The organism is Bacillus sp. 220_BSPC, assembly GCF_001054655.1.
Taxonomy (GTDB): domain Bacteria; phylum Bacillota; class Bacilli; order Bacillales; family DSM-1321; genus Peribacillus; species Peribacillus frigoritolerans.
This window is the reverse complement of sequence record NZ_JVPL01000276.1, coordinates 1-21,351: the sequence shown is the minus strand read 5'-3', so window position 1 is coordinate 21,351 and position 21,351 is coordinate 1. Positions and strand designations below refer to the sequence as shown.

Below are 21,351 nucleotides of genomic sequence, written 5' to 3'. Positions count from 1 at the left end.
CTCATGGCAGGGGCATGAGCTGCTGATGACGGCATACCCGATTGAATCCGGGGCATGGGTCTGGGCTTACAAAGAAATTAAAGACTCATATCCAGATACATCAAGGGGGCAATCGGGACCATTATTGGAATCCAAAAAGCCAACTTTTCCATTTGTGATCCGCAGTAAACCGATGCTCGATGTCCTGCATAAAATGCAAATGGTTTGTGATGTAAGCGCAACCGTCCTTTTATTGGGGGAATCCGGTGTAGGGAAGGAAATAGCAGCCAGGGCCATACATAATATGGGTAATAGAAGCGACGGACCATTTATACCTGTCAATTGCGGTGCCATTCCGGAAAACCTGATTGAAAGCGAACTGTTTGGCTATGTAGAAGGGGCTTTTACCAGCGCACGGAAAGAAGGCGCCAAGGGAAAATTCACACTGGCCCATAAAGGTATCTTATTTTTGGATGAAGTGGGCGAGTTACCGCTGAACGTACAGGTAAAACTGCTTCGTGTCCTTCAGGAACGAGTCGTCACACCAATTGGAAGTTCGACCTCACACCCTGTTGACATTCAAGTGATTGCCGCAACAAATAAATCGCTCGAAAAAATGGTGAAAAAAGGTGAATTCCGAGAAGACTTATATTATCGTCTTCATGTCGTGCCTATCCATCTTCCGCCGCTAAGAAATCGTGTGGATGAGATTCCCCACCTGGTTCAGTTTTTTTTACAAAAGTACAATACACTGTACAATCGAAAGGTAGCGTTCACCCCGGATGCAATCGACTTGCTTTGCATCTATCAATGGCCCGGTAACGTGCGAGAACTTGAAAATACAGTTGAAAGACTCGTGATTACTAGCGGAATACCGGAAGTGGATGTTGCTTTGGTTAAAGAGGTGCTTCCATTTAAAGAGCCCAAACCCCCTTCACTACCCGTCATCGATTTCCTAATGCCTTTGCAGGAAGCAGTTGACCTTGTGGAAGAACAACTCATCAACATGGCGATGGAACAATATAAATCATTGAAACTGGCGGCAAAGGTATTGGAAGTCAGCCAGCCGACGATGAGCAGGAAATATAAAAAATTACGAAATAAAATGGAAGAGGCAAGCTTTTCACCAGTGGATAAACGGGCCATTTTAGAAGAACAAATAAACCAGCGGCTTCGATCCATTGCCGTTGTGACCGCAGCTATCATTCCAGCTGAAGAGGTTATCAGTCTACAAAAAAATATGAACCGGCAACCTTCCTATTCCCAGAAATTAAAACAAAAACTTACCATGATTCAAGAAAAGGAAGGCGTAATTGAATGGGTCTTTATATTTATCATGACGGAGGATGGACGTCTGATTCACCTCGTTGCAGACAAAGGCTTTGTAATTGAACCGGGGGAAGAATATATGGGTCCCCCGGAAATGGTCAATGTCGCTTACCAGGCGTTTAATGGTAAAGCGGGTGTTACTCCCATATACGAAGACAGGTACGGTGAGTGGAAAACAAGCTTTGCGCCAATCATCGATGATGACGGCAATATTGTAGCTATTGTCGGATGTGATTACAGCAAAGCCTATTTCAATTCAGAAATGCAACGTCTCCGTAAACAACTAAACATACATGTTTGATTTCGGCATGCAGTCCTATTATCGAATTGGAGCCCTGGGTAAAAAAAGAAAAGCTGATAACAGAGCCGTTTTGAACGGGCTTCTGCAGTCAGCTTTTTCGTTATTATCAAACCATATATACATCATGAACGTTATGAAGGAATTAAAATGGCAGTAAGCTTATATAGGCAATATGGCATCTTGTTCCTCCACCAACCGCCCTCAAAAATGAAACGGTTAAGCGTAGGAGCAGAATATGGATAATCATTTGCAAAAAAAACAAAGATTTATCCCGATTATACAAATGAGTGCCCATAAGCTTTTTTGCCATGAAACCTATATAACTTTCTCTTTATTTTCTCCTTTTTTCACCAAAAAATAAGCAGTAATCAAGGCTGTAATAGGAATTATCAGGGCTACTCCTGTTCCAGCACAAAATATTGTGATCATTTCAGCACTGAATATTTTTGAGTTTACTATTTCTCCAACAGAATAGGATAAATCTTTAAACCATATAAGCAATGCCAAATAGCCTCCAAAGAAAGCAAAAAATAGTGTATTCGTAGATGTCCCTAAAATATCCCGCCCAATACTCAATCCAAATGTGTATAATTCCTTCTTGCTAATGGATGGATGGTGATGATACATTTCTCGCATGGGAGATGCAATGGCCATGGCTGTATCGATAATCGCGCCAATAGTACTCATAATAATTACTGAAGCACCAATTTTAACAAAATCCACCCCAATATAAAGGGAAAAGATGCTAAGCTCTTCTATTTCTTCTTCACCGAAACCTTGTATCATCGCATTTTCCGTCACAATGACAATAAAAAAGAGTACAATAACAATCGTGATAATAGTAGAAATGAATGCTGTTTTTGTTGTACTGTTCACTTCGTTAATGAAAAATAAATTAATATAACTAATCACCGTACATGCAATCAATGTTACGATATACGGATCAATATATGGATTAGTCATAAAAATGATGGTGAAAAGTAACACACCAAAGTTTAGGAACAAAGCAAAAAATGAACGTGCCCCTTTTTTTCCGCCAATCAAGATCATTAATATAAATAGTATAAACGCTAGCAACACTAATACATTCATTATCTTTCCCTCTTTCGATTAATGAAAAAAATAGAGACATATAGACCGATCGGGATAGTTAACACGATTCCGATACCACCTGCAAGAGCACGGGCCAATTCCAATGTTAGGTTCATGGAAAGGGTAAATCCCAATGCAGAATTATTTTTCAAATACAAAATAATCATAGGAATGGAACCACTTATATAGGCAAAAAACAAAATATTTGTCATGGTCCCCATTATGTCTTTTCCAATCTCTAATCCTGAAGTTTTAAGTGCTTTTACTGATATGTGGTTATTCTTTTCATACAACCCGAAAATCGAAGAAGACATGGTAATGGCTATATCCATTACAGCTCCTAAAGAACCGATAAATAACCCTGCCAAAAACACCATTTTATAAGGACGAGTGATAAATTGCATCTCTTCATATCGAAGGCCCTTTTCGGAAGTTAACCACATAACAAGATAAGCAATGAACAGCGATAAAAAAGTCCCTAACAGTGTCGCAATCACCGCTGCATAGGTTTTTTCATTAAAACCATTAACGAGTAAAAGGGAAAAGACCGTAAATAGTATGATACTTATACTGCATATCAAAACCAAACCAATGTTTGATGTATTCAAATAAAAATCTAATGCATATGACAATAATATGGCATTGACTGCCAAACTAATAATTGAAAGCAGGCCTTGTTTTTTTCCAACGATAAGTAATGTAAAGATAAAAACCCATGCTACAATCAACACAAATTTATCACGTTTTACGTCTTTTATTGTTCCAGTTAACTCTGAATTTTCTTTAGTCTTCGTATCAATCGAAACAAATAAATCATTTCCAACTCGATATTCTTGATCAAAAGCTCCGGATGAGGAATATTCATTTTTTAAATGAATTAGCTTTCCTTTTTTTTCTCCATTTTGTATTTCGGCTATTATACTCTGGGTAAATAGTCGATCTTCATTTTGATACATATCATTCAATTCAGTTGTATTTTCCAGATTTGTTTTGATGACTTTGGCTATTGGTCGTTCATAGAATGAATAATTGTGATGAACAAAGATAACAGACAAGACAAAACAAAGTGCTATGACGGCGTACAAAGAAACCTGCTTGTATCCCATTTTTTTAAATTTATTTACGATAACATTCAAAATAAAACCTCCAAATATCGGGTGGGCAAAAAAAGCAGGGAGGAGCCAGAATTGATTGGCTCCACCCCGCCTTACTAGTATTTGATTTTATTTATCTTATCATGAATGAATTTGGTTTGCGAAAACAAAGTCCGATTTACCACCTTAACGTCTCCCCGGTAGGATGGGAAGAACCAAATTTCATAAAATACTTGTCAAGTCCCTTCATTCCTGATATTCTCACTTCATTGTCAATACCATCAGTTGTGAAAAACTAAGGGCAATACTACAATTTCCTAAGTAGTATTGCCCTAAAATTCGTATAATTATCGTTTAGTAAAATCGCGAATGATTCAAGAATACATTGAAGATCTTTTTAAAATCTAGTATCTCAGAGATGCTTGGTGGATTTCTGGAGCATGACTACTTCCATCGCTCCAACTTTGGAATTTCCCTAGTTTGCAATAAATGTAGGTATTTTCATTTTTTCCATCAATTGATTTTGAACAAATTCTTGCATTTCCATTGCAGTAATATTTTGTGTAAATCCAGCATTTTTAGCACTTTTACTACCATCTTTTTCATTTCTCCACCTAATTCATCTTTAGAAAACGGCATTTCATCTCCATATACTTTTAACACAGTACTTCAACGTTAAATCCTCCGGGTGCTTCTACGTAGAAAGTATATCCGTGTAAATGTTGTGGAGGTTTTACCTTGAATCCATCCTCCTTCAACCGCTGATTGATCCTGTTAACTTGTTCTTCATTTTCTTGTATGAATCCAACATGAAAAGTCTTGGGGTATTGTACATTGCTTCCTTTCATCAGAGTCAATATGGAACCATCATCATCTTTCATTGCAGCGAACCCATCTCCCCTACTTCCTGCACATGTCAATCCAAAGTATGTTTCTAAAAACTCACGTGAAGCTGTAACATCATTAACAGTTAAATTTATGTGATTGATTTTCATTACTTCCCCCATTTTTAATAGTATAGTTTTCTTTTCCTTCTCTCCACATGCTTCATTGTCCTTAGCTGCATAATAAAAAAGCGATCCTGCTTAAGTAAGAATCGCATATGTTCAGTTCATATGACACGGAGTTGTTAAATAGCACCTATAACTTTTTAACACGGCTCCTGAAGATTTTCCAGAAGGTCGTCGAGGCGATAAAATTGTGAGGCACATCCTTGGACTATACCTATTCCCATTACTTGCTGAAGCCCCTCGGCTGAAGCGAATCGAGAACGCATGATGAGTTTTGTCTTACCCTCGTGTTCAACAAACGTCAAAGTTACCAGTGTAACTGGCATACCGTCGGCTGCGTTGCCTCCTTCATCTGCAAACATGTCCGTTAAGACAATCTTCTCGGGTACGATTATTTCTTGATAAACAGCTTTCCCCCAAGATTCTTGTCCATAAAATCAGACATTTCCATTCCTCCTTCCTATTTTCGTAATATGATATTCCTTCTATTTCGTCAAAATGTCAGTATTCCCCTCCCGATTCAGTAAATAATCATCAAGTGACCGCAGTTACAAGATTAAAAAAAGGTCAACCAGTAATAACTGGCTAACCTTTTATACGAACGGGCAATCAATATAGGGACTCCATTACAATATTTTTTCATTTTCTAAGTTCGTGTTCGACTCTGCTTTCTTAGCCAATTTAAATTTATAGAATAATATACAGGCTACCAAAAATCCTATTCCATAAAATAGTCCAACTCTTTGAGTAGGGTCAAAGGCAAGGAATACTAGAATCAGCGAACAAAAGCCTAAACAAAACAACGGGACGAATGGGTAAAACGGTACTATGTATTGTAAGTCTTCCGTTTTGCCACCCGCTTTAATAAATTTCTTTCTAAACATATATTGCGATAAAGCAATTCCCATCCATGAAATCGTGACGGAGATACCGGCTATGGACATTAGTATAACGAACACAGTATCCGCCGCAATGAAGCTAGTCAATAACGAGAGAAGCGAAAAGCATATCGTAAAAAGAAGGGCATTCAAGGGCACTTTCCTTTTGGACAATAGACCAAAAACTTTTGGTGCCATCCCATCATGGGCCATCGACCAAAGCAACCTTGTAGATGCATAAAGACATGAATTCCCCACTGAAAGAATGGCTGTTAATATAATGAAATTCATGATACCTGCTGCATAAGGAATCCCCGCTATCTTCATCAAAGTTACAAAAGGACTTTCCAATAAACCTAATTCCGAAGAAGGGAATATGGCGGAAAGGATGATAATGGATGAAATGTAAAAAACAATGATTCTAAATAGTACGTTTCGAATGGCTTTAGGAATGTTTTCTTCAGGTTTTTCACTTTCACCTGCCGCTATTCCTATAAGTTCTGAGCCTTGATAAGAAAATATTACATTCATCATTGTCACAAAGATAATTGTAATGCCGCCAGCTGGAAATAGACCAGAAGGTGCCAAATTCTCGAAGAATGGGGTTGGACGATCAGATAAAGAGACAAAACCAAAGATACCAGCGATTCCAATCAAGATAAACAAAATCACTGCAACGATTTTTATTCCAGCAAACCAATATTCCGCCTCTGCAAAACCTCTTGTCGTCAATGCATTCAATGTAAATAAAAGCACTATGAACACCGCACACCAAATCCAGGTAGGACTATCGGGGAACCACTGTTTCATCAATATTCCTGCTGCCGTAAATTCAACTCCTGCAGTTGCGGCTGAGCCTACGAAATACATCCATCCTAGAGAGAAACCAGCGGAAGGCCCAATATATTCGGCAGCATATTTTTGGAATGATCCTGTAACCGGCATATGAACGGCTAGCTCGCCAAGGCAGACCATGACCATATACAAAATAAGACCGCCTGCTAGATAACCGATCAGGGCTCCTCCTGCCCCCGCTTGGTTAATTGTATAGCCAGCATTTAAAAAAAGGCCTGTACCAATTACGCCGCCAAGTGAAAGCATAAATAAATGGCGTCTTTTCATTGAGCGTTGCAGCTGATCATTATTCTCCAGTCCATACCCCATATAATCACGTCCTTATCTTATCTATTAGCCTATGCCTTCTCCCAAACCATCTTAGAACCTCAATGAGAGACAACTAAGGCCGCCATCTTGTTTTTGAAATTCAGTCATTTCCACTTCAATCACTGTGTATCCCAATTCTTCAATTTTTTTCTTTGTACCCTCAAACCCTTTCGGGACAATAACGCAGTCGTTCATTCTGACGCAGTTACCGGAATATTCTTCTTCCTCTTTTACGATGATTTGATTAAAGCTGGAAAAAGCCTCGTGATTAATGAATTCCCCTGCCACTAATAAATTATTGTCTCCCAGATAATTGACACCCGTTTTTAAATGAAAGAATTTCTTAAGGGGAATGATGGTCGTGCCATAACCATACTTACCCATGATATCTTTGAACTGCAGAGCACCTGCTTCATTCGTTCTGGTTGAAAGGCCAACATAGAAGTGATCCTCTACTTGCATTACATCCCCGCCATCTAACATACCTGGAGATTGAATATATTCGATTGTGTCATAAAAGTCCTTTAAAACTGCTTTCATTTCATTAATCTCACCATTCCGGCTTTCTGCTCCAGGATTGGTTACAAGGGCACATTTTGACGTCAACACCGCGGTATCTTCCACAAACGTGGAATCAGGGTACCTCTCATCCGATTCGAGAACGGTCACTTTCACACCGCATTGTTTTAATGCTTCTACATAGGCCTCGTGTTGTACAAGCGCTTTTTCATAATTCGGGTTTCCTAAATCCGATGTTGTTAAGCCATTTACAAAACTTTTTCCAATCTTTCTTACAATCGCGTGATTAAACATATATATTCCTCCTAAATAGGTAGTTTATCTTTTTATAATGTGGAATACCTTTATGCTCCTGCCGTACTTTAAATGAAGTTTCGTTTATTCCAGAAGCGGAAATTATAGATATATAGGCATGGTAGAGAGAAGAGACAACCGAAAGCCTTTCTTAACTATAAGGGGTGTCTCTTTTTAGCCCATGCTTTCTAAATTATTTTGATGACCGCATAAGTTATCCGCTATTCCTACAAAATATCTTACTCCATACCCTAAAGCCTTCTCATCGACTTTAAATTTAGGATGGTGCAAAGGATAAGCTTTTCCAAACTCATTATCATGGACGCCTAGAAATTGCATGGAAGAGGGAACGATTTCGGAAAAAGCCGAAAAATCTTCTGTCCCAAACATGGGATCATCAACCTGGATGATATTATTTTCCTCAAAAATACCTTCCATGACCGTTCTTGAAATATCAACGGTAGCTTTATCATTCACCACCGCTGGATACCCTAAATACCAAGTGACTTCACATTTTGCCCCATGCGTTTCTGAAATACCCTTAACGATTTGCTCTAGATACTCCCTTGCTTTCACTCGGCTATCAGAGTCCAAGGATCGAATGGTACCGCCGATTTCTGCATATTCAGGTATGACATTGAGCGCACTTCCGGAATGGAACTGGGTGACTGAAATGACAGGTGTCCTAAGAGCTGAAATTTTTCTGGAAACGATATGTTGAATATTCGTCGTTATTTCTGCACCAATGATAAGCGGATCTACCGTTAATTCCGGAGTCGACGCATGACCCCCCTGCCCAATGATTTTAATTTCAAAATCATCGGCTGCTGCACAGAATACCCCTTCCCTTAAACATATGGTTCCTGTTCGTTCATATGGAGTAACATGCAATGCAAATGCATAATCCACTCCTTCCATGACCCCTTTTTTCACCAATTCCTGAGCTCCTCCTGGCAGAACCTCTTCGGCGTGTTGGAAAATAAACCTGATTTCTCCATTAATCTCGTCTTTTTTCCCGGAGAGGACTTTTGCAGCACCTAATAACATCGCAGCATGTGCATCATGTCCGCATGCATGCATAACCCCTGGATTTTTTGATTTATATTCAATATCTGCTTCCTCTTCAATCGGGAGTGCATCAATATCTGCACGAAAGGAAATCGTATTCGATTTTCGGGGTGATTTTTTTGCGCCTTTGAGAACCGCTAATACACTCGTTTCCGTAGGTCTTGTCACTTCTAATCCTGTAAAGGTTTTTAATTTCCTATAGATGAATTCGGAAGTCTGGTGCTCCTGATACGAGAGCTCCGGATTTTCATGAAAATGACGTCTCCATGAAATCACTTCATCCACAACTGTCTTCTGTATTGTCTTCATCATAAATGCCTCCCTGATCAATTAGTGCCAATATTCAGATTTTTCAGATCTTTAAAAAGGGCCATACTGTATGCTTTGAGCAATGATCAAAAAGATAATCGCTACGGCAACCTGAATCAAAAGAAAGGGAAATACCCATTTTACCCATTTCGTGAATGATATGCCTGCCACTGCCAGTCCAGCCAATAGCACTCCAGAAGTCGGAAATATCATATTCGAAATCCCATCCCCTAATTGGAAAGCTAAAACTGCCGTTTGTCTTGTCACACCCATTAAATCCGCTAATGGAGCCATGATCGGCATCGTCAATGCTGCTTGTCCGCTTCCTGATGGAACAATGAAGTTAAGGAATAATTGAACAATGAACATTCCGATTGCATTTATGGCGGGAGGAAGCTGCTCAACCAATCCTGCAGCATAATATAAAATGGTATCAAGCAAGCCGCCACTTGTAATGATGACCAAGATTGTCTGAGCAACACCTATTATCAATGCCCCGGAAACCATATCGCCCGCTCCTGAAATAAAACCATTAGCCATCTTGGATGGAGTCAAGCCTCCGATTAGGCCCATTATGATCCCGCTTAATAAAAACAAGCCGCCAATTTCACTTATATACCAACCTAATTTAATAACTCCATAGACTAATAGGATGAAATTCACCAATAAAATAATTAAAGCAGCGCTATGTCTTTTGCTCATCCTAAAGTTTTTATCAAGTTGTCCATGTTCTTCACGCCTGAATTTCCCATACTCCCCCAGTTCAGGGTTTCTTTTTACCTTCATTGCATGGAAATAGATGTACAATACTGTAACGACATAAAACACTGCAAGAAGAGCGATCCGCAATCCCATTCCCGAATACATGGGCAATTCTGCAATGCTTTGGGCAACTCCAACATTAAATGGGTTCGTAATGCCCGAAATGAATCCAGTCGCCAATGTTCCAAGGATGACGATCGCAAAACCAGTAAGTGCATCAAAGCCTAATGCGATCGTCATCGGAACAATGATGGCGATATAAACTAAAGCATCTTCAGCAGAGCCGATCAGTGTCCCTAATGATGCGAAGATTAATACCATCAACGGTATAAGCAATTTTTCTTTTGTTCCGAATCGGACAGCCACAAACTTAATGAAAGAATCCAGTGCCCCTGTTGCCTGCATGATTCCCAGAGCTCCTCCAAACAAAAAGACGAACAAGATAATTGACGCTCCTTCAATCATCCCTGCGTGAATGCTGCTGAACATTTCCAATAATCCCACAGGTGTTGATTCTACGAATTCAAAAGAAGTGGGATCGACTACACTTCGGCCGTCCTTTTCAATTCTTTCATATTGGCCTGCGGGTAAGATATAGGTTAGAACCGTCACTATCACAATTACGATAAACATTAATACAAAAGGATTTATCCCTTTTTCCGGTAACTCCGTTAGTTGGTTATGTGGCTTATTATTCTGATTAAGCGGCTCGGAAGTGATTGGACCATTAGGCAGGTCATTCATATTAAAACCCCCAGTTAAAGTTTAATACTATTAATCCAGTTTCCCTGTCGGACCATCACTTCTCAACCAAACACTTAAACATACTCATTATTAACTTCTCAAGCAAAACAGGCGTATGGACAAAGGCGCTATCGATGTGAAGGCGCTCAGTACGCTGATGGGCATCCTTGCCGAATGGCCCCACATTAAGTACGGGTGCCTGAAGTTTTTGCATATCGGCAAAAGGAATGCTGTAAGTATCGCCCCAGACTGGTGTATTTTTTTCAAAAGCCGTCCAGCCGTCAGAGTCATCAGTATATTGAACATAGCTTAAATCGCAAAGGCCATTAAAATAATGAATTTGTCTGACTTCTTCATCAAACTTTCTGGCCGTTTCCTTCATTAATTTCACAGATTCGATGATAAGCGGATCATCGGACGAATTGACGGCTGGATAATATGGCGGTGCGAACAGCAATACAATGGCGGGTGAAAGCTCCTGACATTGTATCATCAATTTTTCAGCGATCCGCACTGATTTTTCCCGTTCATCCAAATCCTTGTTTCCTTTAACTTCACTCTTTATTTGCTCAACAAAACTCTCGCCAAATTTGCCCTCGGCATATGAAAGTAACTTTTCGTAGCGCAATACTTGTACTTCGCCTACACCTTCAATTTGTTCACGCAGACAAAGTTCTTTATAAGATTCATTGCATTTCATCGCTGCTTCGTTCGCAACCTGCTCGAATAAATCCATTATTTCTGCAGCTGTTCTTTTCATGATGAACACATTATAAAGCGCGGCTGCCCGATAAGGTGTCTGTGTTGAATATTGTAGTTTTAGATCTTTTTGCTGAAGCGATACTGGTAAAGGTGTTTCCTCACCAAGGTCACTTTCCAGAAAAAGAGTGTTCCACTCCATGAGCTGCGTGAGAAATGAGGCTATATAGTTAGCGGTTATGCCCTTTAATGGCTCGCCTACATGAGTTTCTTTCCCATAAAAAAGGGCAGCGGGCATGATTTTCCCCAAAGTTCCGGAATAAATATAATGATTATTATCACCCGGTTTCTGTGAAAAGGACGGTTCACTATTAAAAAACATTTTATAGGAAAGGTCATATTTATCACGTAAAGCCACAAGTTCTTTAACTGCAGCCCTCATTCCCGCAGAATTCACTTCCTCATCTGGTACCGTTAACAGCAGGAGATTGATCGGCCATTGTTCGATGCTTGCCTTTTCGATGATAGCCATATGAAGGGCAAGCCCCATTTTCATATCCATCGTTCCTCTACCAAACAAGTACTTTCCTGATTCCAGATCAATGCGCGCTTCTTCCGGCAGATCATCTTTCCTATCATGAAGTTTTTTCGTGAGCTCCTCTGGTTGAAATGCAAGAGTCTCAAGGTCACCGTATTCTTCAGTATGAACCGTATCAAAATGACTAATTAATACTACGGTCTCCTTGCTATCGGGATGTTTATAAAAGGCATTGACAAAATTCCTTCCTAAATCTGCCTCGTGAAGCGATAAGTGTGCCGGGTTCCTTTTAAAATAATCAAGCTCCCTTAATTTCTCTTGCACCTTATAAGGGAACGTTCGCTCCCCTGGTGTAAGAGTACGACTTTCCCAGCTAACTAGTTCACACAACAAAGCACGGAGCGTTTCTGGAGTACCCCATAGTAATTGACTCATTTCAATCCCCCTTCATCAATATTTGTACGCACCACCGGGCAGGTTAAACAGGTAGGACCTCCAGTGCCCTTGAAACTGATTTCAGTTCCTTTGTACTCATAAACTGTCGCTCCCGCATCAATAAGCTTTTGCTTCGTGTAAGCGTTACCAGAAGGTATCACGCAAACCCGCGGAGCAATGGCAAGCACATTACAACCCAAGTTCAAGTACTCATCAATCGGCACTTCGATAAGCTGAATGCCTCGTTCAATAAGCAGTTTTCTGAAAAAGACAGGCATAAGGCGGGAATGGACTACCGCTAAATCATGGTCGACCATGCTGATGAAAGACATGAGATGGAGACACTCTGCCTCTCCTTGATCATGCGGAAGCTGAACTACGATGAATTCATCCACAAGATGTGCGGTCATTTCCTTTAATTGCCGAATGGCTTCAGCGTTTGTACGATAACCATGTCCGACAACCAAGGTCTTATCATCAAGCCAAACGATATCACCGCCATCCGCGACCGCATCACCCGTTAAATACCCAATGATCGGGATGTTCTTTTCCTTACAGTATTCCTTGTATACAGTCGCTTCAGGCTGCCTCGATTCTTTCCCCGACTTTAAAATAATGGCTCCTTGGCTAGTGAATTTGACTGGGTCATGCGCATATAAGGAGTCAATGCCAACTACCGAAGAGGCTGGCAAATAATCGATGTTTGGGACATATTTCTCCAAAATGGATATAAAGTCACCATACTCCGTTAGCGCTTCGTTGAAATCTGGCTCTTCCAAAAAGTTGAAGTTCTCCCATGTTTGGCTTAAATGCTCTTGACTAATAAAAGCTTCTTTCGGATGTTTTACAATGACACGTTCCAATGGTTTGTACATGGACGAACAAAATGTCACTGCCTCCCCCTCCTTTTCCGCATAGTGGAAAACGTTTCCGCTAATAGGAATTTTTCTTTTATTATAAATTTAGTTTTGGTATAATGTCAATATGTTTTAAATTTTCAAATAAATTAACTTTTTATTTAACTTGTATGGAAAGATAGGTGGTTTGTATATGCAATCAATTGACCGCGCCATGAACGTTATAAAGGTGCTGGTATCCAATTCTTCGGAAAACTGGCTGTCAATTACGGAACTTTCCCAAGAATGTGATCTTCCTGTCAGCTCCATGCATCGTTTGTTAAAGGCAATGTCCTTGCATGGATTAATTCAACAGGACGGACAATCCAAACAATATGGTTTGGGGAATATTTGGCTCGAATATGGTTTACGCATGTATGACAAAATGGATTACATAAGTCAAATAAGGCCTGAACTCGAAAGGCTGATGAACAAAGTGGAGGAAAGCGTCTATCTAAGCCAACCAATCGGGATGGAATCACTCGTTATCGAAAGAATCGACAGTGAAAAAAGCCAAATCCGGGTTTATGACCAGCTTGGCTCACGTGTACCTATGCATATCGGGGCTGCCAATAAAGCGATGCTCGCCTATATGCCATATAATCAAACGAAAAAAATCGTAGATGCTCTTCTGCCAACTCAAGAAAGAGCAGCTTTTTGGGATATATTGCAAGAGACTAAAAAGAAGGGACATGGAATCAGTCACAGTGAAAGAACAGAGGGTACATGTTCTGTTGCCGTGCCGATATTGAACCATTTTGGGGAAGTTCACGGTGCGGTGAGCATTGGCTTTGTCAGCTTTAACCTGACAGATGATAGACTGGATTTCCTCATTAAGAATGTGATGGAAACTGGCACTCGGGTTTCTGCAAAATTGGGGTATAGGGGACCATGAAAATAAGAGATCAGTGAAGGATTATCAAATAAGCCGAAAAAGAAGATGAATCATTTCATCTTCTTTTCGCTTTATATTAATCGCTGCCGGTCACAAATAAATCTTCTTTAAAATAGGCGAGGACCTCGCCGGCCACCACAGGTTCGCCCTCCAATACCTCCAAAGTTTCAATTTTCCCGCTGACACCAATATCAATGATTTCCACACTTCCATCTGCCTTCTTAATCTGAAATAATTGTTCCCATTCGTAAAATCTGGAATTTTTGGATATTGAAATTTTTTCAACCCTGCCATCACAAGGGCTAAGAATCACATCAACGTACATTTACATCATTCCTTCCTTCAGTATTCTTCAAAATGAAATGGGGTTTGTAAAACTAACCTAAGAAAGTTTTGGAACTCCGATATATCTTCTTGTTCAATGCCGAGAGTCGGAGCCCAGTACTGATCCAAATTAATATCATTGGCACAAAGCAGGATCATTCTTCCGCTTTGCATGGAAGTCACCATTGCTTTACCGAAAAACTGGGCCGAATATACAATGGTTACATCATATCTATAATCTTGTGACAATAAGCAATAATGATGAATAGCCTGGTTTTCTTTATTTTCGGAAAGAATATCAAAATTCAACGGATAGCCTCCTTTCTTGTAAACCATAATTCGTTCAGAACCTGATCCACCCCCGAAGCTGGGATGCTTCCGCTATTTTGCGAATCCCTTCAATATAAGCAGCCACTTTCATGTTCACGGAATATTTTTGTGAAGTATGGTAGACATTCAAAAAGCTGGCCGTTATCTTTTCCTTCAATCGTTCATCTACAAGCTCTTCCGTCCAGTAATAACCTTGGTTGTTCTGGCACCATTCAAAATACGAGACTATCACCCCACCTGAATTCGCCAAAATATCCGGGACTAGCACTATACCTTTATCATCGAGAATCTTGATCGCTTCCTTTGTCGTCGGCCCATTTGCTGCTTCAATCAGGATTTCACATTTTAGTCGTTTTGCATTATCCTTATTCACCACTCCGCTAATGGCTGCGGGGATCAGCACATCACACTCTTTTTCCAATAATTCTTGATTGGATAATGAATCTTTGTATAAGTTCGAAACGACCCCAAAAGAGTCCCTGTTATCCAAAAGGTAAGGAATGTCCAATCCATTCGGATCATATAAACCTCCAAGTTCATCCGCTATTCCGACAACCTTAGCCCCCATTTCATGTAAATACAATGCTAAATGACTGCCAACATTCCCGAATCCCTGGATGATTACCCGCATGCCTTCAATGGGAATCCCCTTTAAATCACAAATCATTTGAAGTGTATATAATACGCCCTTGGAAGTGGCTTTTTCCCTGCCCTTCGATCCTCCTAATCTCAGAGGCTTTCCTGTAATGAAGCCAGGTGAATCGAATTCCCTGATGTGATCATATTCATCCAGCATCCAGGCCATGATTTGTGAATTCGTATACATATCTGGTGCCGGGATATCTTTTGTAGGGCCCACTATTTGACTTACTGCCCTGACATACCCTCTGCTTAATCGTTCAAGCTCAGATGAACTCATCTGTCTGGGATCACACACAATGCCGCCTTTTGCCCCTCCGTATGGAAGATCGGTTATTCCGCATTTCAAGCTCATCCATCCGGCCAATGCCTTAACTTCTTCAGGAGTGACATCCGGGTGAAACCGGATTCCCCCTTTCGTTGGGCCGGCTGCATCATTATGTTGAGCACGATACCCTTGAAACATCCTTGTCTCGCCATTATCCATTTGAATAGGAATACAGACTTCCAGAAAACGCATTGGCGCTTTCAGAAAATCAAAAACCTGCTCTGGATAGTCCAAAACATGAATCGCTTCTTTTAAGATATCCTGGAATTCTTGCAATGGATTATCCAATTGACGTTTTTCAATAACCTTAATTTTCTCTGTCATTTTAGCACCTCTCTTTTATTCTTATTACTTATTAAGCAACTTTCATGCCAGCTTTGAGGATATTGTATGAATAGCACCATACCGCCATTTGCCCTCATCCATATCACACATACAATCATCAGGACATATGTATTAATTCATAAGCAATTCAGATTTGCATATGTAAAAAGGGATGATTAAAAACATATAAAAACGCATCCTTATTAGAATGCGTCCAGCTGTAGTCAAACCCCGATAATAATAAATTCTAACGTAGCCTCCAGGCACTTGCTTTCCGCGGGCGGCCCGCCCTCGGCGCCTTTGCTCCTGCGGGGTTTCCCTCGACACGCTTTTCCCGCAGGAGGCTCGCACCTTCCGTTCCAATCAACTTTGTTTATCTTTTAAATAGAACCCTTTTGCCTACAGTCTTATTTGTTTTAAAAAAAGAAATATTAAAACTTGAAGTCAAAAGGATACTTTCTAAACATGATTCTATTAAGCGAAATCGACTTTAAATGTTGTCATTTGGAGCAATCGAACATTTGGTTCGTATAATTGAGGCCGCCATTGATATCTCTTTCATTTATGACTTGGTGAAAGATATGTATTCAGAGTTAGTACTCCCAAGTATTGACCCAGTCATTTTGGTTAAACTGACATTCATTCAATCTACTCTATTTATTCGATTGATGCATAACTATTGAAGAGGTAAATACGAACGTGGCCTATGCTGGTTCTTAGGTTATGTCAGATAAAGGACCTCACTTCTCTACTACTTATGGAAATATTCGCTGATGCAAAAGAAAAGCCATGGCATGCTTTGGACAACAAGCGGACGTAAAATATTGTCGGTGCAGGCGACTCTTACATGAATATAAAGAAGATATCCAACTGGACAGGCAAGGGCCAGAAATGGTCGCGGTCATCTATTCTTTATCCAAATCAAAAAGGTTTAGGAATGAAACCATTCCTAAACCTTTTGAAGTCTATAAACTGAAGCATCCTTATCGGATGCGTTTTTCCTTGCAAAGTCTTATAGCTGAATTTCTTCAACTTGGTATTGGGGCGGTGCCTTCCTGAATGCCTTTGTGATATATAATAGATAACAAAAACCAATAATGAACCAACTTGTCCCCATTATCAGGGAACTTGCCTCAAGGTTGATCCATAGAATGCCAATTGCTATAGCTCCAATTAAAGGCATAATTAAGTATTTAATACACCCCTTTACCGTTCGGTGCTCCTTTTCCCGAATGATAAAATGGCTGATCACTGAAAGATTTACAAAAGTAAACGCCATTAGTGCACCAAAGTTGATCAGTGACGTTGCTGTCACTAAATCAAAGAATAAAGCCGACATTGAAATGACTCCAACTATGAGTACATTAATCGCTGGTGTCTTCCACTTAGGATGAATGAATCCAAACCATTTTTCCGGAAACACTTTATCACGGCCCATAACATACAAAAGACGGGAAACGCTGGCATGCGATGCTAGTCCCGAGGCTAGCGTATTGACGAAAGTCGTACAAAGAAAAATGGATTGAAATAGCTTCCCGCCTACATAAAGGGCGATTTCCGGTAATGCAGCATCCGGTTCCTTAAAACGGGATATATCCGGAAAAAAGAGCTGAATAAAAAAAGATGCGGTAATGAAGATGATTCCACCCCATAGCGCAGTTAAAAATATCGCTTTTGGAATCGTTTTTTTCGGATCCGGCGTTTCCTCAGATAGGGTCGTTACCGCATCGAATCCCAAAAAGGAAAAACAAAGGATCGTAGCCCCGGTTATTATGGCCGAGAAGTCCATCCCTTCATTTACGAAAGGCATTAATGTAAACACTTCTCCTGTACCTTCCCCATCATTCAAACCTTTGACAACAAGAATGATGAACACTGCCATGATGGCAATCTGAATTAAAACAAAAAGCGCATTAAAGTTAGCAAGTACATTGACGCTCCTGAGATTGAGAATGGTGACGATTGCTACGAATAATACTACCCAAATCCATGTAGGAACTCCTGGAAATAATGCTGTCAGATAAATTTTGGTCAACAATGCATTGACCATAGGTAAAAACAAATAGTCTAACAACGAGGACCATCCTACCAGGAATCCTAAATGCGGGTTTATCGCCTTTTGCGTATAAGTGTAGGCAGAACCTGCAGCAGGAAAAACCTTTACAAGTTTTCCATAGCTGGCAGCTGTAAAAAGCATCCCCACCAATGCAACGATATAAGCAGTCGGCACATGGCCGCCCGTAATCCCAGATACAATGCCGAATGTATCAAATACAACCATGGGGGTCATATATGCTAACCCCATCATAACGATTTGCCATAATTTCAGTGATCTTTTCAATGTAACCTCATTTTCCACCTATCATTCCTCCTTGAAACCGCTTTCAAACTAGTGAGTTCAATTTCTTAACTAGAATAATCCCCATGCCTCCCTCTTTTTTAAAAGTTTTACCTGTATACCTTTATGCAATTTCTGTGCCACATGATTTCGGTTTATTTCGACAAACGAAAAACGCCTTAATTCCTGTATTCTTACCCGCAATTGATTGATTCACAGATATGAAGTCTTCCAGCATCTCTTCATTGACGATTCAATTTCCCATAACTTATTCGCCTTTGCATACACAAAGCCCATGTTATCTTGTAAAAACCCTCATTAAATCGATCACAGTGACTTGGCATGATAATTGCATGATTAATCATCTATAGGAATTCATTTAATGAGTTTCAAAACTACTATAGTTATAAGAAAATGGAGGAATAGAAAAATGAAATATCCTTTATCACCTGATGTTAAACCAGAGTTTTGTACCACCGGATCATTTATGCGCTTACCTTCTTCAAGAGAAAATGCCAAATTGGCAGTGGTAGGTATGCCTTTTGATACAGCTGCTTCATTCAGGGTAGGAGCACGGTTTGCTCCACAGGCAGTCCGCCAAGCATCCATGACGTTGTTTCCTTATCATCCCATTCACAAGGTATTTCCGTTTGACGAATGTAATGCAATTGATATCGGGGATGTTTCGGTGATTCCCCATAATATACATCGAAGCTATGAGTTAATTGAAAAGGCTATGTCAGACTTGATGAAAAACGGCATCATTCCAATAGGCATCGGAGGAGATCATTCAGTAACATTGGCTAATCTAAGAGCAGCCGCAAAAATCCACGGTCCTGTTGCACTTCTTCATTTTGATTCACATACAGATACCTGGGATACTTATTACGAAGAAAAATACTGGCATGGTTCCCCGTTTATCCGTGCATATGAGGAAGGTTTGCTCCAAACGGATAAAGTTTTCCAGATTGGCATCAGAGGTACGCTCAATCATCCAGGAGATTTAGATTCCAGTACAGAACTAGGGTACAATGTGATAACTACGCCCGAGCTGAAGAAGAGAGGAATCGAAGATGTCGTGAAGGAAGTCAAGAAAACCATTGGGGATACACCATGTTTCTTGACATTTGATATTGATTTTGTCGATCCATCCTGCGCCCCTGGAACTGGCACATTGGAGGTCGGCGGTCTAAATAGCTTTGAAACCCTTGAGATGATACGCTCTCTGCAAGGATTCAACTTTATTGGGTTCGACCTGGTGGAAGTCCTCCCGCCGTATGATCCAACACAAATTACATCACTATTGGCAGCCACCATCATTCATGACTTTGCCAGTCTAGTAGCCTTACAACTAAAAGAAGAACAAGAAAAGGAGAATCCAGCCGCAAAAAGTTTATAGGAGTACCACACTAACAATTAATGAAGGGGACATTTCAGGTCCAAACTGTAATCGTTCAAAAAGGCATCTGCTATCAGTGAAAGCAGATGCCTTTTTTTCTATGTAATCTTTACCCTTGTCCTGCTACTTCGACTATAAATCATTCCATAAAACAACTTCGAGCTTCTATCGGTGTGGAAAAAATAAAAAACACATCCCTTTGAAAATGGGATGTGCCATCCTTTTATTCGTCTGATTCTGCCCCAGGCCGATTGTATTGTGTTGGCAGGGTGTCCCAAAAGCTTGCATCGACAGTTTCAATTGAATCATCGGCAAGAGCTCTTACAGCTGCATCCAAAGTGGTTACTGTTTGCTTAATTAGATAGCCATTACTTTTTTGTCCAAGCGCTACAGACTCGACATTGTGGTCCGACATACCTCGCATCTCAAAGAGCAGTGTGGCAATGTCATAACGGACGGCTGCACCATTACGGCCTATATTTTCTCCAGAACCGCCATCATACCTACCAATATGCCCCCAACCAGTTGGTTCAATGGAGTTATATACGACAGCACCCAGTTTTTTTGACGCTTCTAACACTTCAGGCTTTACGTTCGCGTTTGTAGGATAAAGAATCGAACCTGAAACAAGTTCACCATCTGTTTCGCTTAGCGTCCCTTGATGATGTAAATCTATCATGTAATCTATATCGTATTTCGCAAATACTTTTTCGTGTAAAGCCTTTACTTCTACTTGCATGGAATCAGTTTTTTTATCATGCTCACGGTTTAAGTCGATCCCATTTGCATTTGCCCGTGTTAAATGCCGATCACCTTTTGCTAAGTAGTCATCAAGAGGGAAATTAACATCTCCCATGGCTCCATCTGCATTTAACATGGGAATGATCAGTATATTAACATTTTCCAATAAACCTTTAGTCTTATTCGTGCCTAGATGTTTAATGAATTCGAGAGCACCCTCAGTAGTCAGTTGTTCATTTCCATGCTGTTGCGTTAAAAATAGTATAGTTGGATTCTTAGGATTTGACATGTACTTCGCTAGGTAAATGTCCCTTCCTTTTACCGTTTCCCCGATTACTTCCAGTGCCAGCCTTTCTTGTTTAGCATCCTGCGTTTCAAGATAGCTCACCAGGCTTTCATATGTATGAAGATTTGAAGTTGTCACTTGTCCATTTCCAGCACTGGGGCCATTTCCAACCGCTCCGACTGGTAACGCAACAGCTGTTACTGCACTTAACGTCATTAAACTAGTTAATGAAACTGCTAGAACTTTCTTTTTAACATTCAATAAAAACCCTCCTTATTAAATATAATAATCAGAAAAATGACTATTAATAATATTCTGACATTTTTACTACTTTATGTTAATAGTGAAAAATGACTATGTTTCCAAATAGTTTTCTCTTGCACAAGAATAACTTGAAAAGAATTACTTCTACAAAGGCGATATTCAAAAAACATTTTTGTTCCCGATGAAGAAAATCGAGTTTGTCTATTTTTATGGCTTGTACAATTTGGACGTTGATTGGAACGTAGGGCACTCGCTTTCCGCGGGCGGTCGGGGAGCCTTCTCGGCTTTCGCCTGCGGGACTCCCCTAGACGCGCTTTTTTAAGCAGGAGTCTCGAACACCCGCTCCAATCAACTTTGTCTTACCTTTTAGAT

At 40.2% G+C, this 21,351-nt stretch carries 18 protein-coding genes and 1 pseudogene; 4 read left to right on the top strand and 15 right to left on the bottom strand.

Annotation, left to right across the window (positions count from 1 at the left end; all coding sequences use genetic code 11):
* Positions 1-1,609, top strand: a 1,609-nt coding sequence (locus ADA55_RS21900; RefSeq protein ID WP_048687585.1) for a sigma 54-interacting transcriptional regulator, incomplete at its 5' end; no start/stop codon positions are given.
* Positions 1,610-1,924: 315 nt separating this feature from the next.
* Here ADA55_RS21900 and ADA55_RS21895 read toward each other — a convergent pair.
* The 10 genes from ADA55_RS21895 to ADA55_RS21850 all read right to left on the bottom strand — a co-directional run bounded on the left by ADA55_RS21895 (position 1,925) and on the right by ADA55_RS21850 (position 13,090).
* A complete protein-coding gene (locus ADA55_RS21895; protein WP_048687582.1) occupies positions 1,925-2,701 on the bottom strand; it encodes a YibE/F family protein in 777 nt (258 codons plus the stop codon).
* Complete coding sequence (locus ADA55_RS21890) at positions 2,701-3,837, bottom strand: YibE/F family protein (RefSeq protein ID WP_373689747.1); 1,137 nt, start codon at positions 3,835-3,837, stop codon at positions 2,701-2,703. The genes ADA55_RS21895 and ADA55_RS21890 overlap by 1 nt, the downstream gene beginning before the upstream one ends.
* Before the next feature lie 614 nt (positions 3,838-4,451).
* A complete protein-coding gene (locus ADA55_RS21885) occupies positions 4,452-4,790 on the bottom strand; it encodes a VOC family protein (RefSeq protein WP_048687581.1) in 339 nt (112 codons plus the stop codon).
* Between the two features lie 155 nt (positions 4,791-4,945).
* The gene (locus ADA55_RS21880) at positions 4,946-5,182 is read right to left on the bottom strand and encodes a hypothetical protein (RefSeq protein WP_235443574.1); all 237 of its coding nucleotides are present in this window, start codon (positions 5,180-5,182) and stop codon (positions 4,946-4,948) included.
* Positions 5,183-5,431: 249 nt separating this feature from the next.
* The gene (locus ADA55_RS21875; RefSeq protein WP_048687580.1) at positions 5,432-6,847 is read right to left on the bottom strand and encodes an amino acid permease; all 1,416 of its coding nucleotides are present in this window, start codon (positions 6,845-6,847) and stop codon (positions 5,432-5,434) included.
* Positions 6,848-6,898: 51 nt separating this feature from the next.
* A complete protein-coding gene (locus tag ADA55_RS21870; protein WP_048687579.1) occupies positions 6,899-7,660 on the bottom strand; it encodes a dimethylarginine dimethylaminohydrolase family protein in 762 nt (253 codons plus the stop codon).
* 174 nt (positions 7,661-7,834) lie between these two features.
* A complete protein-coding gene (locus ADA55_RS21865; protein WP_048687578.1) occupies positions 7,835-9,037 on the bottom strand; it encodes an amidohydrolase in 1,203 nt (400 codons plus the stop codon).
* A 51-nt stretch (positions 9,038-9,088) separates the two neighbouring features.
* Positions 9,089-10,432, bottom strand: a complete 1,344-nt coding sequence (locus ADA55_RS21860) for a YfcC family protein (RefSeq protein ID WP_226990525.1) — start codon at positions 10,430-10,432, stop codon at positions 9,089-9,091.
* A gap of 166 nt (positions 10,433-10,598) precedes the next feature.
* Positions 10,599-12,215 (bottom strand): M20/M25/M40 family metallo-hydrolase, encoded by a 1,617-nt coding sequence (locus ADA55_RS21855; protein ID WP_048687577.1) that lies wholly within the window; start codon positions 12,213-12,215, stop codon positions 10,599-10,601.
* Complete coding sequence (locus ADA55_RS21850; protein ID WP_048687576.1) at positions 12,212-13,090, bottom strand: dimethylarginine dimethylaminohydrolase family protein; 879 nt, start codon at positions 13,088-13,090, stop codon at positions 12,212-12,214. The genes ADA55_RS21855 and ADA55_RS21850 overlap by 4 nt, the downstream gene beginning before the upstream one ends.
* 175 nt (positions 13,091-13,265) lie before the next feature.
* Between ADA55_RS21850 and ADA55_RS21845 the strand changes: the two genes are divergently transcribed.
* Positions 13,266-14,006 carry an IclR family transcriptional regulator gene (locus tag ADA55_RS21845; RefSeq protein ID WP_048687575.1) on the top strand — a complete coding sequence of 247 codons (741 nt, stop codon included), beginning with the start codon at positions 13,266-13,268 and terminating at the stop codon, positions 14,004-14,006.
* A 76-nt stretch (positions 14,007-14,082) separates the two neighbouring features.
* Here ADA55_RS21845 and ADA55_RS21840 read toward each other — a convergent pair whose 3' ends face one another.
* The 3 genes from ADA55_RS21840 to ADA55_RS21830 are packed head-to-tail and all read right to left on the bottom strand — an operon-like array spanning position 14,083 to position 15,951.
* Positions 14,083-14,331: a hypothetical protein gene (locus ADA55_RS21840; RefSeq protein WP_048687574.1), complete on the bottom strand. Its 249-nt coding sequence runs from the start codon at positions 14,329-14,331 to the stop codon at positions 14,083-14,085.
* A gap of 17 nt (positions 14,332-14,348) precedes the next feature.
* Positions 14,349-14,639, bottom strand: a complete 291-nt coding sequence (locus ADA55_RS21835) for an SAV0927 family protein (protein ID WP_034307765.1) — start codon at positions 14,637-14,639, stop codon at positions 14,349-14,351.
* Positions 14,640-14,673: 34 nt separating this feature from the next.
* Positions 14,674-15,951, bottom strand: coding sequence for a Glu/Leu/Phe/Val family dehydrogenase (locus ADA55_RS21830; RefSeq protein WP_048687572.1), 1,278 nt, complete (start codon positions 15,949-15,951; stop codon positions 14,674-14,676).
* A 515-nt stretch (positions 15,952-16,466) separates the two neighbouring features.
* Between ADA55_RS21830 and ADA55_RS29615 the strand changes: the two are divergent.
* Positions 16,467-16,676: pseudogene (locus tag ADA55_RS29615) on the top strand (transposase); the annotation flags it as partial.
* A 287-nt stretch (positions 16,677-16,963) separates the two neighbouring features.
* Here ADA55_RS29615 and ADA55_RS21825 read toward each other — a convergent pair.
* On the bottom strand, positions 16,964-18,310 hold the full coding sequence (locus ADA55_RS21825; RefSeq protein ID WP_048687571.1) for an APC family permease: 1,347 nt from the start codon (positions 18,308-18,310) through the stop codon (positions 16,964-16,966).
* A gap of 409 nt (positions 18,311-18,719) precedes the next feature.
* Here ADA55_RS21825 and speB point away from each other — a divergent pair, with 409 nt between their 5' ends.
* Positions 18,720-19,688, top strand: a complete 969-nt coding sequence (gene speB, locus ADA55_RS21820; RefSeq protein WP_048687570.1) for an agmatinase — start codon at positions 18,720-18,722, stop codon at positions 19,686-19,688.
* A gap of 223 nt (positions 19,689-19,911) precedes the next feature.
* Here the strand turns inward: speB and ADA55_RS21815 are convergent, their stop codons facing one another.
* Positions 19,912-20,976, bottom strand: coding sequence for a M14 family zinc carboxypeptidase (locus tag ADA55_RS21815; protein WP_048687569.1), 1,065 nt, complete (start codon positions 20,974-20,976; stop codon positions 19,912-19,914).
* Between the last annotated feature and the right edge of the window lie 375 nt (positions 20,977-21,351).

Coding starts and splice junctions, on each gene's coding strand:
- ADA55_RS21895 (WP_048687582.1), bottom strand. CDS start 2,701: ATGAATGTATTAGTGTTGCTAGCGTTTATACTATTTATATTAATGATC.
- ADA55_RS21885 (WP_048687581.1), bottom strand. CDS start 4,790: ATGAAAATCAATCACATAAATTTAACTGTTAATGATGTTACAGCTTCA.
- ADA55_RS21875 (WP_048687580.1), bottom strand. CDS start 6,847: ATGGGGTATGGACTGGAGAATAATGATCAGCTGCAACGCTCAATGAAA.
- ADA55_RS21870 (WP_048687579.1), bottom strand. CDS start 7,660: ATGTTTAATCACGCGATTGTAAGAAAGATTGGAAAAAGTTTTGTAAAT.
- ADA55_RS21865 (WP_048687578.1), bottom strand. CDS start 9,037: ATGAAGACAATACAGAAGACAGTTGTGGATGAAGTGATTTCATGGAGA.
- ADA55_RS21860 (WP_226990525.1), bottom strand. CDS start 10,432: ATGTTTATCGTAATTGTGATAGTGACGGTTCTAACCTATATCTTACCC.
- ADA55_RS21855 (WP_048687577.1), bottom strand. CDS start 12,215: ATGAGTCAATTACTATGGGGTACTCCAGAAACGCTCCGTGCTTTGTTG.
- ADA55_RS21850 (WP_048687576.1), bottom strand. CDS start 13,090: ATGTACAAACCATTGGAACGTGTCATTGTAAAACATCCGAAAGAAGCT.
- ADA55_RS21845 (WP_048687575.1), top strand. CDS start 13,266: ATGCAATCAATTGACCGCGCCATGAACGTTATAAAGGTGCTGGTATCC.
- ADA55_RS21840 (WP_048687574.1), bottom strand. CDS start 14,331: ATGTACGTTGATGTGATTCTTAGCCCTTGTGATGGCAGGGTTGAAAAA.
- ADA55_RS21830 (WP_048687572.1), bottom strand. CDS start 15,951: ATGACAGAGAAAATTAAGGTTATTGAAAAACGTCAATTGGATAATCCA.
- speB (WP_048687570.1), top strand. CDS start 18,720: ATGAAATATCCTTTATCACCTGATGTTAAACCAGAGTTTTGTACCACC.